Raw genomic sequence first — 14,999 nt, forward strand, 5'->3', positions numbered from 1 at the left:
CGGCTGCGGGTGCCCTTTCCGGGTACCCGCAGCCGACTGCTTTTCGGGCCACGGCTGGAGCAGTCAATGACGCAAATGATCTCCCCACCAGCGCAGAGGCGTTCTAGGCTCTTCCGTATCGCCCGGCGCAGTGCGGGGACGGGCACCGCACACGCACCGGAGCGCCAGCGGTATCTGAGCGGCGCCCACGACCGAGGGTGCCGCCGGGCAAGGAGGGCCGCATGACCGTACGGCGAGTAATGGGCATCGAGACGGAGTACGGGATCTCCGTCCCCGGCCACCCGAACGCCAATGCCATGCTCACCTCGTCCCAGATCGTCAACGCCTACGCGGCGGCGATGCACCGGGCCCGCCGGGCCCGCTGGGATTTCGAGGAGGAGAACCCGCTGCGGGACGCGCGAGGCTTCGACCTGGCCCGCGAGGCCGCCGACGCCAGCCAGCTCACCGACGAGGACATCGGCCTCGCCAACGTGATCCTCACCAATGGCGCCCGCCTCTACGTCGACCACGCGCACCCCGAGTACAGCGCCCCGGAGGTCACCAACCCGCGCGACGCCGTCCTCTGGGACAAGGCCGGCGAGCGGATCATGGCCGAGGCCGCCGAGCGGGCCGCCGCGCTCCCCGGCGCCCAGCCCATCCACCTCTACAAGAACAACACCGACAACAAGGGCGCCTCCTACGGCACGCACGAGAACTACCTGATGAAGCGGGAGACCGCCTTCTCGGACATCGTGCGCCACCTCACGCCCTTCTTCGTCTCCCGCCAGGTCTTCGCCGGAGCGGGCCGCGTCGGCATCGGCCAGGACGGGCACGAGCACGGTTTCCAGCTCAGTCAGCGCGCGGACTACTTCGAGGTCGAGGTCGGTCTGGAGACCACCCTCAAGCGTCCGATCATCAACACGCGCGACGAGCCCCACGCCGACGCGGAGAAGTACCGCCGCCTCCATGTGATCATCGGCGACGCGAACCTCTCCGAGATCTCCACCTACCTCAAGCTGGGCACGACCGCCCTGGTCCTGTCCATGATCGAGGACGGCTTCATCGCCGTCGACCTGGCCGTCGACCAGCCCGTCCGCACCCTCCACCAGGTCTCCCACGACCCGACCCTCAAGCGCCTGGTCACCCTGCGCAGCGGCCGCACACTCACCGCGGTCCAGTTGCAGATGGAGTACTTCGAGCTGTCGCGCAAGTACGTGGAGGAGCGCTTCGGCGCCGACGCCGACGAACAGACCAAGGACGTCCTGGCGCGCTGGGAGGACACCCTCACGCGCCTGGAGAACGACCCGATGAGCCTCGCCGGCGAGCTGGACTGGGTCGCCAAGCGGGAGCTCATGGAGGGCTACCGGCGCCGTGACAGCCTCGACTGGGACGCCGCCCGCCTGCACCTCGTGGACCTCCAGTACGCCGACGTACGGCCCGAGAAGGGCCTCTACAACCGGCTGGCGGCCCGCGGCCGCATGAAGCGGCTCCTGGACGAGGCGGAGGTCGAGCGGGCGAAGTCGAAGCCCCCGGAGGACACCCGCGCGTACTTCCGCGGCCGCTGCCTGGAGCAGTACGCGGACGACGTCGCGGCCGCCTCCTGGGACTCGGTGATCTTCGACCTGCCCGGCAGGGACTCCCTGCAGCGCGTTCCAACCCTGGAACCGCTTCGCGGAACGCGAAATCACGTCAAGGAGCTCCTGGACCGCTGCCGCACGGCAGAAGACCTGGTCAGGGTCTTGTCGGGCGGCTGAACGGGCACTGGGCCCGACCCGGGCGGCCAGGGTGGAAACCCCTGCGGCAGGGAATCATCGAGGTGGCCCCCGTACGTTGTAGTAACTGCGGGGCCGATGTCGGACCCGGCTTGTAGGGTCTGATCATCACCGATCGGCAGGATGCCGACCTGTCGACCATGTCGGGCGAACTGAGCGGGGTGAGGGTAATGGCGACCAAGGACACCGGCGGCGGGCAGCAGAAGGCCACGCGCTCCACGGAGGAGGTCGAGGAGCAGGCGGCGGAGGCGCAGGCTTCGGAGGACCTCAAGGAGCGCCACGAGAAGCTGAGCGACGACGTCGACTCCGTCCTGGACGAGATCGATGACGTCCTGGAGGAGAACGCCGAGGACTTCGTCCGCTCCTTCGTGCAAAAGGGCGGGCAGTAGGCCGTCTTTGCCTTCGAACCGAAGGTTCGGGGGTGTGGGGGTGTGAGTGACCGGTGAGCCCGCGATCCGTCATGGGTTCACCGGTCCTCGTCCCTCCGGACCGGTGCCACGTGATCCTCGGGAAGGCTTCGGCCGGACATGTGGATCACCGCCGCGAGCCGGGTAAGGTCCCTGCCATACCGATGCTTCACCTATGAATTCGGCCTATCCGGAAGGAACCTCGTGGAAGCCAACTCCCGTGGCATCGGGCGTCTGCCAGCAGCCTTCCTGACGCCTGGATCCTCTTCGTTCATGGACTTCCTGTCGGACCACCAGCCGGAGTTGCTGCCCGGCAAGCGTCAACTGCCGCCCACCCAGGGCGTGATCGAGGCGCCGCACGGCACCACGATCGTGGCCGTGACCTTCCCCGGCGGCGTGGTGCTCGCCGGTGACCGGCGGGCCACGATGGGCAACGTCATCGCGCAGCGGGACATCGAGAAGGTCTTCCCGGCGGACGAGTACTCGGCCGTCGGCATCGCCGGCACCGCCGGTCTGGCCGTCGAGATGGTCAAGCTCTTCCAGCTGGAGCTGGAGCACTTCGAGAAGGTCGAGGGCGCGCAGCTCTCGCTCGAGGGCAAGGCGAACCGGCTGTCGACCATGATCCGATCCAACCTCGGCATGGCCATGCAGGGCCTGGCCGTGGTCCCCCTCTTCGCCGGGTACGACGTGGACCGGGGCAAGGGCCGGATCTTCTCCTACGACGTCACCGGCGGCCGCTCCGAGGAGCACCACTACGCGGCGACGGGCTCCGGCTCGATCTTCGCGCGCGGCGCCATGAAGAAGCTCTACCGTGAGGACCTGACCGAGGACCATGCCACCACCCTCGTGGTGCAGGCCCTCTACGACGCGGCAGACGACGACTCGGCGACCGGTGGTCCCGATGTCGCCCGCCGGATCTACCCCATCGTCACCGTGATCACCGAGGACGGCTTCCGCCGGCTCACCGAGGACGAGTCGTCCGAGATCGCCCGCTCGGTGCTGGCACGCCGCCTGGAGCAGCCGGACGGCCCCCGGGCCGCGCTGCTGTAGCCGGCCGCACCGCTGGGCAAGGTGATCGAGTGACTTCCACAGAAAGGGACGGATAACCGGTGTCGACGCCGTTCTATGTCTCACCCCAGCAGGCGATGGCCGACCGCGCGGAGTACGCGCGCAAGGGCATCGCCCGTGGCCGCAGCCTGGTCGTGCTGCAGTACGCCGACGGCATCGTCTTCGTCGGCGAGAACCCGTCCCGCGCGCTGCACAAGTTCAGCGAGATCTACGACCGGATCGGCTTCGCGGCCGCCGGCAAGTACAACGAGTACGAGAACCTGCGCATCGGCGGTGTGCGCTACGCCGACCTGCGCGGTTACACCTACGACCGGGACGACGTGACCGCCCGCGGTCTCGCCAACGTCTACGCCCAGACGCTCGGCACGATCTTCTCCTCGGCGGGGGAGAAGCCGTACGAGGTGGAGCTGGTCGTGGCCGAGGTCGGGGAGACGCCGGACGGTGACCAGATCTACCGGCTGCCGCACGACGGGTCGATCGTGGACGAGCACGGCTCGGTCGCGGTCGGTGGCAACGCCGAGCAGATCAGCAGTTACCTGGACCAGCGCCACCAGGACGGCATGACCCTCGCCGAGGCCCTCAAGCTGGCCGTCCAGGCGCTGTCCCGCGACACCAACGGCACGCAGCGGGAGATCCCCGCGGAGCGCCTGGAGGTCGCGGTGCTGGACCGTACGCGACCGCAGAAGCGGAAGTTCAAGCGGATCGTGGGCCGGCAGCTGTCCCGCCTGCTCGAGGGCGGCGGCGCGGACGTGTCGAAGGACGACGACGAGTCCTGAGCGACGGAAGGCCCCTGGGTGCCCCGGCCGGTTCTCCGGCCGGGGCATCACCCTTTGCCGCCCGTTGCGGTGAGGTCGCCGCTCGACGACGGCCCCGACGCCATCGAGGCCGTCGGCCGGCCACCCGCGCGGTGGCGCGCCGCCCAGCCCCAGGTGGTGGGCGATCGGATGCGGGCACGGCTGCGGGGGATCCCGCGCGCGTGGCGGTGGGCCATGCCTCCGCTCAGACGGCGCCAGGCGCCGCCGTGGAGGCCCTGACGACCAGCTCGACGGGAATGTCCCCGTCCTCGGGTGTACGGCCCTCCAGGACCGCCAGCAGGGCCCGCATGCCCCGTTCTCCGAACAGCTCGGCGTCCAGCCGGACGGTGGTCAGCTCGGGGTCGAGGGCGGTGGCCAGGGCGATGTCGTCCACGCCCGTCACGGAGACGTCCTCCGGGACGCGCAGGCCCAGCCGCCGTGCGGCCTTGTAGACGCCGGCCGCCAGCTTGTCGTCGTCGCAGACCACGGCGGTGGGGCGGGGCCCGGGCGCGTCCAGGGCGGCTTCCGCGGCGGCCAGCGCGCCCTCGATGGACATCGGGGTGCGCGCCGTCCTGACCGAGGTCCCCGGTACCGCGCCGACCCGAGCGGCCAGCTCACGCGCGCGCACCTCGAACGTCCAGGACGGCACGTCGGCCGCCAGGTGCAGGAAGTGCCGGTGGCCGAGGCCCAGCAGGTGGTCGGCGACCTGACGGGTGCCGTCGGCGATGTCCAGGTTGACCGTGGCCGCGCCGAGGCTGCCCTCCGGGTCGCTGTCGAGCATGACGAGGGGCAGCTGGTCGCCGTGGATGGCGGTGAGGGCGTCGGCGGCCATGGACGAGGCGATCACGCCGTCCAGGGCGGCCTGGGCGGAGGCGAAGGGGTCGCGGGCCGGGCCGACGCCCTCGGGAGAGGGGTAGAGCACCACGCCGAAGCCGTGGTCGGCGGCGACCCGGGCCGCGCCCGTGTAGACGCCGGCGAAGAACTCGGTGGTCAGGGCCGGGACGACGAGCAGGACCGTGCGGGTGCGGCCGAGGCGCAGGTTGCGGGCGGCGAGGTTGGGCCGATAGCCCAGCTCCCGTGCGGCCTGTCGTACGCGCTCGGCCGTGGCCTCGGCGACCCGGCCGCGCCACTTGTCGCCGAGCACCAGGGAGACCGCGGCCTGCGACACCCCCGCGGCCTGGGCGACGTCACGGCTGGTCGGGCGCGTGCTACCTCGTGCCACCGTGGGCCCGCTCCTTCGTCTGACGCGTGAACTCTGGACTCGTGAACAGCGCACATGGTACGTATGACAAGAGAAGTTATACGTAAAACCCGAGGGTGGCGCACCGCGCGCACCGCCTCGGTCGAGCCGACGGAGGCGGGACATTGGCCGCGGGATACCTGGAGATCCTCAGGGCGAGGCACGCGGCCCGGCTGCTGGCCGGCACCCTCGTGGGCCGGCTGCCCAACGCCACGGCCGCCATCGCGATCCTGCTGTTCGTGCGCGCCGAGGGCGGCAGCTACAGCCTCGCGGGCGCCCTCGCGGCCGTCTACGGCGTCGCCAACGCCGTCGGCCAGCCCCTGCTCGGCCGCCTGGTCGACCTGCGCGGCCAGCCCCGCGTCCAGCTGCCCGCCGCCCTCGCCTCGGCCCTCGCGATGGCGGTCTTCGCCTTCGCCGGCATCGGCCCGCTCCCGCTCGCGTACACCGCCGTGGCGGCCGCCGGACTCTTCACCCCGCCCCTGGAAGGCGGCCTGCGGGCGCTGTGGCCGTCGGTGCTGCGCCGCCAGGACCAGGTGCACACCGCCTACGCCATGGACGCGGTGGCGCAGGAGGTGATGTTCACCGTCGGCCCCCTGCTGGTCACCCTGTGCGTGTCGCTGTGGTCGGCGCAGGCCGCGCTCCTGGTCCTGAACGGCGTGGGGGTGCTCGGGGCGCTGACGGTGGTCGTCTCGCCGCCCTCACGCGCGTGGCGCTCCGCCCCGCGCGAGGCCCACTGGCTCGGTGCCCTGCGCTCGCCCGGGCTGCTGGTGCTGCTCGCCGCCTTCCTCTTCGTCGGCATCGCCCTCGGCTCCATCACCGTCGCCTCCGTGCCGTACGCGGACGACCACGGGGGCGACGTGGTCTACGGCTGGCTGATGGCCGCCCTGGGCCTGGGCGCGCTGATCGGCGGCGTGGTGTACGGGGCCCGGCAGTGGCCGGGTGCGCCCGAGCGGCGACTGCGGATCCTGGTGGCGTTCCTGGCGGTGTGTTACCTGCCGCTGATGCTGATGCCGGGCGCCGTCGCCATGGTGGCGCTCACCGTGCTCGCCGGCGTGTTCCTCGCGCCCGCCATCGCCTGCGCCTTCGTCATCGTCGACCGGCACGCGCCGCGGGGCACGGTCACCGAGGCGTTCTCCTGGCTGGTGACCACGTTCACCGTCGGTCACTCGCTCGGAACCGGCCTGGCGGGGCCGGTCGTCGAGGCGGGCGGAGCCCTGTGGGGCTTCGCCGTACCGAGCGCCGCGGGCGCCGTGTCCCTGCTGGTTTTGCTGGCCACGGGGCGGGTACTCGCAGCTCCCGCCGGGAGTGCGGTGGTTGCGGCTTCATCGGAAAATGATCCAAACCGTGCCGCCGAACCCCGTTTCAGTTCCAGGGATCGGGCGTAATGTTCAGTCATGGACCGCCGCATTTTCGGGCTGGAGAACGAGTACGGCGTCACGTGCACGTTCAGGGGACAGCGCCGCCTGTCGCCTGACGAGGTGGCGCGGTACCTCTTCCGCCGTGTCGTGTCATGGGGCCGAAGCAGCAATGTCTTTCTGCGGAACGGCGCCCGCCTCTATCTCGACGTGGGATCGCATCCGGAATACGCCACACCCGAATGCGACAACGTGACCGAACTGGTCACCCACGACAAGGCCGGCGAGCGCATTCTCGAAGGACTCCTGGTGGACGCGGAACGACGCCTGCACGAGGAGGGAATCGCGGGCGACGTCTACCTCTTCAAGAACAACACCGACTCGGCGGGCAACTCCTACGGTTGCCACGAGAACTACCTGGTGGCCCGGCACGGGGAGTTCTCCCGGCTCGCGGACATCCTCATCCCCTTCCTGGTGACCCGCCAGCTGCTGTGCGGCGCGGGCAAGGTGCTGCAGACGCCCCGCGGGGCCGTCTACTGCGTCAGCCAGCGGGCCGAGCACATCTGGGAGGGCGTCTCCTCGGCGACGACCCGCTCGCGGCCCATCATCAACACCCGCGACGAACCGCACGCCGACGCCGAGCGCTACCGCCGGCTGCACGTCATCGTGGGCGACTCGAACATGTCCGAGACGACCATGCTGCTCAAGGTCGGCGCCACCGACCTGGTGCTGCGCATGATCGAGGCGGGCACCGTGATGCGCGACCTCACCCTGGAGAACCCGATCCGGGCGATCCGCGAGGTCAGCCACGACATCACCGGCCGGCGCAAGGTGCGCCTGGCCAGCGGCCGCGAGGCCTCCGCCCTGGAGGTGCAGCGCGAGTACTACGAGAAGGCCGTGGACTTCTGCGAGCGCCGCGGCATCCGCACCGGCACCGTCGAGCAGGTCCTGGAGCTGTGGGGCCGCACGCTGGACGCGATCGAGTCCGAGGACCTCGACCGCATCGGCACCGAGATCGACTGGGTGATGAAGTACAAGCTCATCGAGCGGTACCGGGCCAAGCACAACATGACCATGTCGCACCCGCGCGTGGCGCAGATAGACCTCGCCTACCACGACATCCACCGTCGTCGTGGCCTGTACTACCTGCTGGAGAAAAAGGGCCAAGCCACCCGTATCTGCAACGATTTGAAGATCTTCGAGGGCAAGTCCGTTCCCCCGCAGACCACTCGCGCGCGCCTGCGCGGCGACTTCATCCGCCGGGCCCAGGAGCAGCGCCGGGACTTCACCGTCGACTGGGTCCACCTCAAGCTCAACGACCAGGCACAGCGCACCGTGTTGTGCAAGGACCCGTTCCGCTCCGTGGACGACCGGGTGGAGAAGCTGATCGCCGGAATGTGAGGAATGTGAGCCACGCCTTCCGGTGAATGCCGGAACGCAACACGGGCGCCGTACGTTTTCCGTACGGCGCCCTTCTCACGCCGTAGAGTTGCGCGCACGCCATCTACAAGATCAACGGATTACGAGGCCCCCACAGTGCGCCGACGCTCACTCATTTTCGCCGCCGTGCCCGCAGGACTGGTCACGCTCGCCGCGTGCGGCGACGACAAGTCCGACGACTCGTCGAGCGCGGCCGACGGCAGCGCGTCGCCCTCCGCCTCGGACCCCTCCGCCGCGCCCGCGCCCAAGATCGTCGACGGTCCGCTGCCCGCCATCACGGCGGGCGCCCGGTTGGGTGAGAAGCCCACGGTCGCCAAGGGCAGCGGCGACCCCTCCGACCAGCTCGCGGTGAAGACGGTGGTCGCGGGCGGCGGCCGGACCGTCGCGGAGAACGACTACGTCCAGGCCCACTACCTCGGCCAGGTCTGGGACACCGCGAAGGTCTTCGACAACTCCTACGACCGCAAGACGCCGCTGGTCATCCAGCTCGCCGCGGGCAGCATCATCGACGGCTGGCGCTATGCCCTGACCGGCCGGAAGGCCGGCAGCCGGGTGGAGTTCTCCGTGCCGCCCACCTGGGGTTACGGCAAGGAGGGCAACTCCCAGGCCGGCATCAAGGGCACCGACACGCTGGTGTTCGTGGTCGACATCGAGGGCACGTTCAACGCCGGCAGCTCGGCCGAGGGCAAGGACGTCCCGCAGGACGACGCCGCCGTGCCGAAGGTCGGCACCAACACCGACGGCAAGGCGCCCTCCATCGAGATCCCCCAGGCCGACCCGCCGAAGAAGCTGGTGGCGAACTACGTCATCGAGGGCGACGGCGAGACGGTCACGGCGGACAGCAGCGTCCTCGTGCAGTACAAGGGCGTCGTCTGGGACACCGGCAAGGAGTTCGACTCGACGTACGGCCGCAAGGCGCTGACGTCCTTCGGGCTCCAGCAGGTCGTCAAGGGCTGGTCGCAGGGGCTGACCGGCAAGAAGGTCGGCAGCCGGGTCGTCATCGTCATCCCGCCGGACCTGGGCTACGGCGACCAGCCGCCGGCCGGCAGCGGCATCGAGAAGGACTCCACGATGGTCTTCACCGTCGACATCCTCGCGAAGATGTGACGCCGCCGTGATGTAAGACTGTGACTGTTGCCTTTCCGCGAACAAGCAGGAGCGTTAGACGTGAGCATCGAGAAGCCCGAGATCGACTTCCCGGGCGGCGAGCCCCCGGCGGACCTCGAGATCAAGGACATCTGGGAGGGCGACGGCGAGGTGGCACAGGCGGGCCAGACCGTCACCGTGCACTACGTCGGTGTCGCCTTCAGCACCGGCGAGGAGTTCGACGCCAGCTGGAACCGCGGCACCCCGTTCCGCTTCCCGCTCGGCGGCGGCCGCGTCATCAAGGGCTGGGACCTCGGCGTGCAGGGCATGAAGGTCGGCGGCCGCCGCCAGCTGACCATCCCGGCCCACCTCGCCTACGGCAACCAGAGCCCCACCCCGGCGATCAAGCCCGGCGAGACGCTGATCTTCGTGGTGGACCTGCTCGGGGTCTGATCGTCGTGGCCGCGGTCCCGGTCGGTCGTCGTACGACGGGTCCTGGCTGATCGTCGCGCGACCGGTTCCGACCACCTGGGGCCCGTGCCTGTCCGGGCATGGGCCCTCGGCTTTTGCCGGGGCACCGCGGAGCGGTACGGTCAGGCGTCGGAAGCACCATGAGGAGGCGAAGGGCGTCGATGGCCATTGCCAAGGCCGAGCGGCTGATGAACCTGGCGCTGTGTCTGCTCGGGACGCGGCGGCCGCTCAGCAAGCGCGAGCTGCGCCAGTCCATCGAGGCCTACCTCGAAGCGGGCAGCGACGACTCCTTCAACCGGATGTTCGAGCGGGACAAGGACGACCTGCGTGAGCTGGGGCTCGTCATCGAGACCGTGGAGAGCCTCGACGGCGAGGTCGGCTACCTCGCCCGACGCGACAGCAACAGCCTGCCGCCCATCACCCTCGACGCCGAGGAGGCCGCCGCGCTGGGGCTGGCCGCCAAGGTCTGGCAGCAGGCCCGGCTCGCCGGCGCGGCCAGCGGCGCCCTGCAGAAGCTGCGCGCCGCCGGACTGCCGGAGGACGTCGACCCCTACGAGGCCCACGGCGCCCTGGAGCCGCGCATCCCGGTGCACGAGGCCGCCTTCGAGCCGCTGATGCTGGCCTGCCGCGACCGCCGCCCGGTCGTCTTCGACTACCGCAAGGCCACCGCCGCCCGCCCCGAGCCCCGGCACGTCGAGCCGTGGGCGCTGGAGTGCTGGCGCGGCCACTGGTACCTCGCCGGCTGGGACCGCGACCGGGGCGCCGAACGCGTCTTCCGGCTGTCCCGGATCACCGGCAAGGTGCGCTCGCGCGGCGGCCGCTTCACCGCTCCGGTCCCCGACGTCGTCACGGTCCGGGAGACCGTCGCCGGCTGGGCGGGGGAGACCGCCGACCGCAGCGCACTGATCCGGTTGCGCACGGGCGCCGGGTACCCCCTGCGGGCGAAGGCGACGGCGGTCCGGGAACTCGGCGACGGCTGGGACGAGTTGGAGATTCCGTACGGCCACGGACTGGACGCCTGGCTGGTGGAGTTCGGGCCGGACGTGGTGGTCCTCGAGCCCGCCGAGCTGCGGGCCGACGTGATGGACCGGCTGCGCGCCGTGGCCAAGGGCTGAGGGGGAGCGAGCAACACAGTGGCAGGCAAACCGGTCAGGCCGGCGAACGCGATCGACCAGACCCGGCGGATGCTCTCCCTGGTGACGTATCTCCGGGAGCGGCCCGGGGCGCGGATCGAGGACGTGGCGCGCGCCTTCGGGATCACCGAGGACGAACTGGTCTCCGACCTCGACGTGCTGCCCATGTGCGGCACCAGCTTCCGCGGCGGCGATCTGCTGGACATCGACACCGACGGCGAGCGCATCTGGTGGCACAACCCGGCCGCCCTCGGCGCCGAGGCCGCCGAGCCGCTGCGGCTGGCCGCCGACGAGGCGACCGCGCTGCTGGTGGCCGCACGGGCCGTGGCGACGCTGCCCGGCCTGCGCGAGAGCGACCGCCAGGCGCTGCTGCGCGCCACCGCCAAGGTGGAGACCGCCGCCGGCGAGGCAGCGGGCGCCAGCTCCCGCCTCTCGGTCACCTTCGAGTCCGAGGGCGGCGTCTTCGCCGACGTCGACCGGGCGATCTCCGAGCGGCGCCGCCTGTGGATCCGCTACTACTCGCCCGCCCGCGACGAGGTCACCGAGCGCGAGATCGACCCCATCCGCCTGGTCAGCGTGGGGCACACGTACGTGGAGGCCTGGTGCCGCCGCTCGGAGGCGCGCCGCACCTTCCGCCTCGACCGGGTCGCCGAGATCAGGATCCTGGACGAGCCGTCCGCGCCGCCGGAGGTCGAGCTGCGCGACCTGTCGGAAGGGCTGGTGCAGCCCGCGGCCGAGGACCCGGAGGTGGTGGTCGAGGTCGGTCCCGGCGGCCGCTGGGTCGCCGAGTACTACCCCCACGACAGCGCTGACGAACTGCCCGACGGCGGCCTGCGCATCACCCTGCGCACACCCGACCCGGCCTCGCTGCGCCGCCTGGCCCTGCGCCTCGGCCGTGACGGCCGGATCGTCTCGCCGCCGGAACTCGCCGACAGCGCCCGCCGGGCCGCCCGCGAGGCGCTGGCGGCCTATGACGGGGTCGAGGCGGAGGAGGCACAGCAGGGGGTCGCCGGGACGCCCCACGGGCAGTCCGGTGAACGGTTCGGCGGTCCCGCCCACGGGCAGGCCGGCGCGACGGCCCTCGGGCAGGCCCCCGGACCGTCCGAGCGGCCGGTCCACGGGCAGGCCGACGGGCAGGTCGCCGCGCAGGCCGTCCGGGAGGCCGGCGGGACGGTCGGCGGAGCGGGCCGTGGGCAGTGGGACGGACGGTTCGACGGGCGGGAGCAGGGGCTGTGAGCGAGTCGGCGGTGTCTGGTGGGCGGGCGGTCTCGGTGGCCTCCGCCTTCGCGGGGATGCGGAGTGTGGCTCCGGTGATGTTCAGGGCCGGCTGCCCGGACTGCCGAGGCCGGTTCGAACTCGCGGCGAGCGCGCTGCGGCTGGCCATCGGCGCCTCCAGCCGTACCACCTTCTACTCCTTCACCTGCCCCGACTGCGGGGCCGCCGTGCGCAAGCCGGCCGGTGAGCGGATCGTCGAGCTGCTCACCGGTGGCGGGGTCAGGACCCTGCGGCTGCACTCGACGCTCTAGAGGGGGCCCCGAGGGTCTAGGCTCGCGTCATGTTCTGGCCGATGTTCGCGGTAGCCGTGGGTTTTGTGGGTCTCGCCGTCCTCGCTGTGTTCGCCATCCGGGTCTTCCTGGAGGCGCAGCGCCTCGGACGACAGGTCGCGGACTCCACACGCCGCATCAACAGGGCGGCCGAGGACCTGGAGCGGGCCGCCATGAGCGCGGCCCGCGCCGCGGACAGCGTGTGAGTCCCGCTGTGGGGGGCCTGTGAGTCCTGCGCCGAATGCGTTTTGGGCCACTTCGGCCCTCCCGTCCGGGTGGTGCGGACAGGTACGCTGCTGGTCGCGGTCCGGAGAACGAGGCCCGAATCGCGGACCGGGAGTACGCACGGGGATTGCCTCACGTTTACCCCTGAGCGTTACGATCGCTGCCAACACGATCGTTCGGACACATGTCCGACCGGTCGGACAGCATCCCACCCAGCCGCCTCGGTGAGAAGGTAAAGACTTATGTTCGGAAGGCTCGGCGCTCCCGAGATCATTCTCATCCTCGTCGTCATCATCCTGCTGTTCGGCGCGAAGAAGCTTCCGGACATGGCCCGCTCGCTCGGCAAGTCCGCGCGCATCCTGAAGAGCGAGGCCAAGGCGATGAAGGACGAGGGCAGCAATTCGGCCACCCCGGCCGGCCCGCCGAACCCCGGCGAGCAGCCCCCCGCTCAGCGCACCATTCAGGCCGCCCCCGGTGACGTGACCAGCTCGCGCCCGGTCAACGAGCCCACGGACACGACCAAGCGCTGACGCAAGGCCGGTGACCCCCGCCGGCCTGCCGCACGAGATGGGAACGTGGGTTGCTCAAGCCTGCCCGCAACAAGGAGAAGGATCCCGAGGGGCGGATGCCCCTTGCGGAACACCTCCGTGAGCTTCGCAACCGGCTCGCGAAGGCACTGCTCGCCATCGTCCTCGTGACGGTCGTCGCCGCCTTCTTCTACAACGACATCATCAACTTCCTCACCAGGCCGATCCTCGACTCGGTGGGCTGCGACAAGACCTTCGCGCAGATCGCGGACGACCTGCAGTCGGGCGACGCGTCCAAGCAGTGCGCGCGGATCACGATCAACGGTCTCCTCGCCCCCTTCACGCTGGCCCTCCAGGTCTCCCTGATGGCCGGCATCGTGTTCGCCTCGCCGGTCTGGCTCTACCAGCTGTGGGCCTTCGTCGCCCCCGGCCTGCACAAGCACGAGAGGAAGTACGCCTACGCCTTCGTCGGCACGGGCGTCCCGCTCTTCCTGGGCGGCGGCTACTTCGCCTACCGCGTGCTGCCGACCACCGCGAAGGTGCTGATCGACTTCACGCCGGAAGGCGTCAACAACTTCCTGCCGCTGGACGACCTGTTGCAGCTCGTCACGCGCATGGTCGTGGTCTTCGGTCTCTCCTTCGAGCTGCCGCTGCTGCTCGTCATGCTCAACCTCACCGGGTCGATCACCGGCAAGCGCATGGCCGGCTGGTGGCGCGCGATGATCATCGGCATCACGGTGTTCGCCGCCGTCGCCACCCCCAGCACCGACCCCATCTCGATGCTGGCGCTCGCCGGACCGATCTGGATCCTGTACTTCGGCGCGGTCGCCTTCTCGCTGCTGAACGACCGCCGCAGGCGCCGCCGCGAAGCCCTGGGCCCCGCCGACGACGAGGCGTCCGAGCTGGACCTCACCCCCGAGGACATCGGCGAGGTCGAGACCGTGGCCGCGAGCCGAGCGCTGCCGGAGCAGGCGAGCACGGAGCGGGTCAACGGTTATGACGACGTGACCTGAAGATCGCGGCGAGGCTCGTAGGGTCACCTGCGTGACCAGCGAGATCACCCTCTTCGTCAACCCCACCGCGGGCCGCGGCCGGGGCGCCCACGCGGCGCTGCCGGCCGCTTCCGCGTTGCGGGCGGCCGGCTACTCGGTGCGGACGGTCCTCGGCCAGAACGCCGAGGACGCCCTCGCCCGCGCGCGGGCAGCCGTCGCCGACGGCACCGGCGCCCTGGTCGCCGTCGGCGGGGACGGACTGGTCCACCTCGCGCTCCAGGCGGTGGCCGGCACCCGCACCCCGCTCGGAGTGGTCGCCGTCGGCACCGGCAACGACTTCGCCCGCGCCCTCGGCCTGCCCGTGCGCGACCCGGCCGCCGCGGGCCGCCTGGTCGCCGACGCGCTCAAGGGCGAGCGGATCCGGGACGTCGACCTCGGAGAGGCGGGCGGCCGCTGGTTCGGCACCGTCCTCGCCTCCGGCTTCGACTCCCGCGTCAACGACCGGGGCAACCGGATGCGGCTGCCCGCCGGACGCGCCAAGTACGACCTGGCGATGCTCGCCGAACTCGCCGCCTTCCGCCCGTTCCCGTACCGGATCACCCTCGACGACGGCGCCGTCCGGGAGGTCGAGGCCACCCTCGTCGCCGTCGGCAACGGGTCGTCGTACGGCGGCGGCATGCGGATCTGCCCGGGGGCCGACCCCACCGACGGGCTGTTCGACGTCACGGTGGTCGGGGACTGCGGGCGGGCGACACTGCTGCGGGTGTTCCCCCGGGTCTACCGGGGGACGCACGTCGAGCATTCCAAGGTCACTGTGCACCGGGCGGCCACGGTCGAGCTCGCGGCGCCGGGCATCACCGGGTACGCGGACGGGGAGCCGCTGGGCCCGCTCCCGCTGACCGCGCGCTGTGTGCCCGGGGCGGTACGGATCGTCGGCCCCTGAAGCCCCTGAAGCCCCTGAACTGC

Annotated in this window: 15 protein-coding genes and 1 pseudogene; 15 read left to right on the forward strand and 1 reads right to left on the reverse strand. The window is 71.1% G+C overall.

The window, feature by feature from the left end:
• The first annotated feature begins 221 nt into the window (after positions 1-221).
• From dop to prcA, 4 genes are all read left to right on the forward strand, one after another.
• The gene (gene dop / locus ACF1A1_RS08230) at positions 222-1,733 is read left to right on the forward strand and encodes a depupylase/deamidase Dop (protein WP_391646720.1); all 1,512 of its coding nucleotides are present in this window, start codon (positions 222-224) and stop codon (positions 1,731-1,733) included.
• A 188-nt stretch (positions 1,734-1,921) separates the two neighbouring features.
• Positions 1,922-2,140 (forward strand): ubiquitin-like protein Pup, encoded by a 219-nt coding sequence (locus ACF1A1_RS08235; protein ID WP_062154959.1) that lies wholly within the window; start codon positions 1,922-1,924, stop codon positions 2,138-2,140.
• 222 nt (positions 2,141-2,362) lie between these two features.
• On the forward strand, positions 2,363-3,208 hold the full coding sequence (prcB, locus tag ACF1A1_RS08240; RefSeq protein ID WP_391646722.1) for a proteasome subunit beta: 846 nt from the start codon (positions 2,363-2,365) through the stop codon (positions 3,206-3,208).
• Between the two features lie 59 nt (positions 3,209-3,267).
• Complete coding sequence (gene prcA / locus ACF1A1_RS08245; protein WP_391646724.1) at positions 3,268-4,002, forward strand: proteasome subunit alpha; 735 nt, start codon at positions 3,268-3,270, stop codon at positions 4,000-4,002.
• Positions 4,003-4,225: 223 nt separating this feature from the next.
• On the opposite strand, the gene ACF1A1_RS08250 is transcribed toward prcA, so the two are convergent.
• Positions 4,226-5,242 (reverse strand): LacI family DNA-binding transcriptional regulator, encoded by a 1,017-nt coding sequence (locus ACF1A1_RS08250; protein WP_391646726.1) that lies wholly within the window; start codon positions 5,240-5,242, stop codon positions 4,226-4,228.
• A 143-nt stretch (positions 5,243-5,385) separates the two neighbouring features.
• On the opposite strand from ACF1A1_RS08250, the gene ACF1A1_RS08255 reads away from it, so the two are divergent.
• The 11 genes and pseudogenes from ACF1A1_RS08255 to ACF1A1_RS08305 all read left to right on the forward strand — a co-directional run bounded on the left by ACF1A1_RS08255 (position 5,386) and on the right by ACF1A1_RS08305 (position 14,976).
• The gene (locus ACF1A1_RS08255) at positions 5,386-6,645 is read left to right on the forward strand and encodes an MFS transporter (protein ID WP_391646728.1); all 1,260 of its coding nucleotides are present in this window, start codon (positions 5,386-5,388) and stop codon (positions 6,643-6,645) included.
• Between the two features lie 9 nt (positions 6,646-6,654).
• A complete protein-coding gene (gene pafA, locus ACF1A1_RS08260) occupies positions 6,655-8,016 on the forward strand; it encodes a Pup--protein ligase (protein WP_037859616.1) in 1,362 nt (453 codons plus the stop codon).
• Between the two features lie 135 nt (positions 8,017-8,151).
• Complete coding sequence (locus tag ACF1A1_RS08265) at positions 8,152-9,162, forward strand: FKBP-type peptidyl-prolyl cis-trans isomerase (RefSeq protein ID WP_391646730.1); 1,011 nt, start codon at positions 8,152-8,154, stop codon at positions 9,160-9,162.
• Positions 9,163-9,222: 60 nt separating this feature from the next.
• Positions 9,223-9,594: an FKBP-type peptidyl-prolyl cis-trans isomerase gene (locus ACF1A1_RS08270; RefSeq protein WP_391646732.1), complete on the forward strand. Its 372-nt coding sequence runs from the start codon at positions 9,223-9,225 to the stop codon at positions 9,592-9,594.
• 179 nt (positions 9,595-9,773) lie between these two features.
• The gene (locus tag ACF1A1_RS08275; RefSeq protein ID WP_391646734.1) at positions 9,774-10,727 is read left to right on the forward strand and encodes a helix-turn-helix transcriptional regulator; all 954 of its coding nucleotides are present in this window, start codon (positions 9,774-9,776) and stop codon (positions 10,725-10,727) included.
• Positions 10,728-10,745: 18 nt separating this feature from the next.
• Positions 10,746-11,753, forward strand: a pseudogene (locus tag ACF1A1_RS08280) (helix-turn-helix transcriptional regulator); the annotation flags it as partial.
• 224 nt (positions 11,754-11,977) lie between these two features.
• On the forward strand, positions 11,978-12,271 hold the full coding sequence (locus tag ACF1A1_RS08285) for a hypothetical protein (protein ID WP_391646736.1): 294 nt from the start codon (positions 11,978-11,980) through the stop codon (positions 12,269-12,271).
• A 29-nt stretch (positions 12,272-12,300) separates the two neighbouring features.
• On the forward strand, positions 12,301-12,495 hold the full coding sequence (locus ACF1A1_RS08290) for a hypothetical protein (RefSeq protein ID WP_391646738.1): 195 nt from the start codon (positions 12,301-12,303) through the stop codon (positions 12,493-12,495).
• 261 nt (positions 12,496-12,756) lie between these two features.
• The gene (gene tatA, locus ACF1A1_RS08295; RefSeq protein ID WP_391646740.1) at positions 12,757-13,044 is read left to right on the forward strand and encodes a Sec-independent protein translocase subunit TatA; all 288 of its coding nucleotides are present in this window, start codon (positions 12,757-12,759) and stop codon (positions 13,042-13,044) included.
• 50 nt (positions 13,045-13,094) lie between these two features.
• On the forward strand, positions 13,095-14,054 hold the full coding sequence (gene tatC / locus ACF1A1_RS08300) for a twin-arginine translocase subunit TatC (RefSeq protein ID WP_391646742.1): 960 nt from the start codon (positions 13,095-13,097) through the stop codon (positions 14,052-14,054).
• A gap of 31 nt (positions 14,055-14,085) precedes the next feature.
• Positions 14,086-14,976 (forward strand): diacylglycerol kinase, encoded by an 891-nt coding sequence (locus tag ACF1A1_RS08305; RefSeq protein WP_391646744.1) that lies wholly within the window; start codon positions 14,086-14,088, stop codon positions 14,974-14,976.
• Positions 14,977-14,999 lie beyond the last annotated feature (23 nt).

The sequence above is a fragment of the Streptomyces sp. NPDC014995 genome (assembly GCF_043080745.1).
Lineage (GTDB): Bacteria > Actinomycetota > Actinomycetes > Streptomycetales > Streptomycetaceae > Streptomyces.

Bases quoted from the DNA above. Each gene is read 5' to 3' on its own strand.
- dop (WP_391646720.1), top strand. From the start codon at position 222: ATGACCGTACGGCGAGTAATGGGCATCGAGACGGAGTACGGGATCTCC.
- ACF1A1_RS08275 (WP_391646734.1), top strand. From the start codon at position 9,774: ATGGCCATTGCCAAGGCCGAGCGGCTGATGAACCTGGCGCTGTGTCTG.
- ACF1A1_RS08290 (WP_391646738.1), top strand. From the start codon at position 12,301: ATGTTCTGGCCGATGTTCGCGGTAGCCGTGGGTTTTGTGGGTCTCGCC.
- pafA (WP_037859616.1), top strand. From the start codon at position 6,655: ATGGACCGCCGCATTTTCGGGCTGGAGAACGAGTACGGCGTCACGTGC.
- tatA (WP_391646740.1), top strand. From the start codon at position 12,757: ATGTTCGGAAGGCTCGGCGCTCCCGAGATCATTCTCATCCTCGTCGTC.
- ACF1A1_RS08235 (WP_062154959.1), top strand. From the start codon at position 1,922: ATGGCGACCAAGGACACCGGCGGCGGGCAGCAGAAGGCCACGCGCTCC.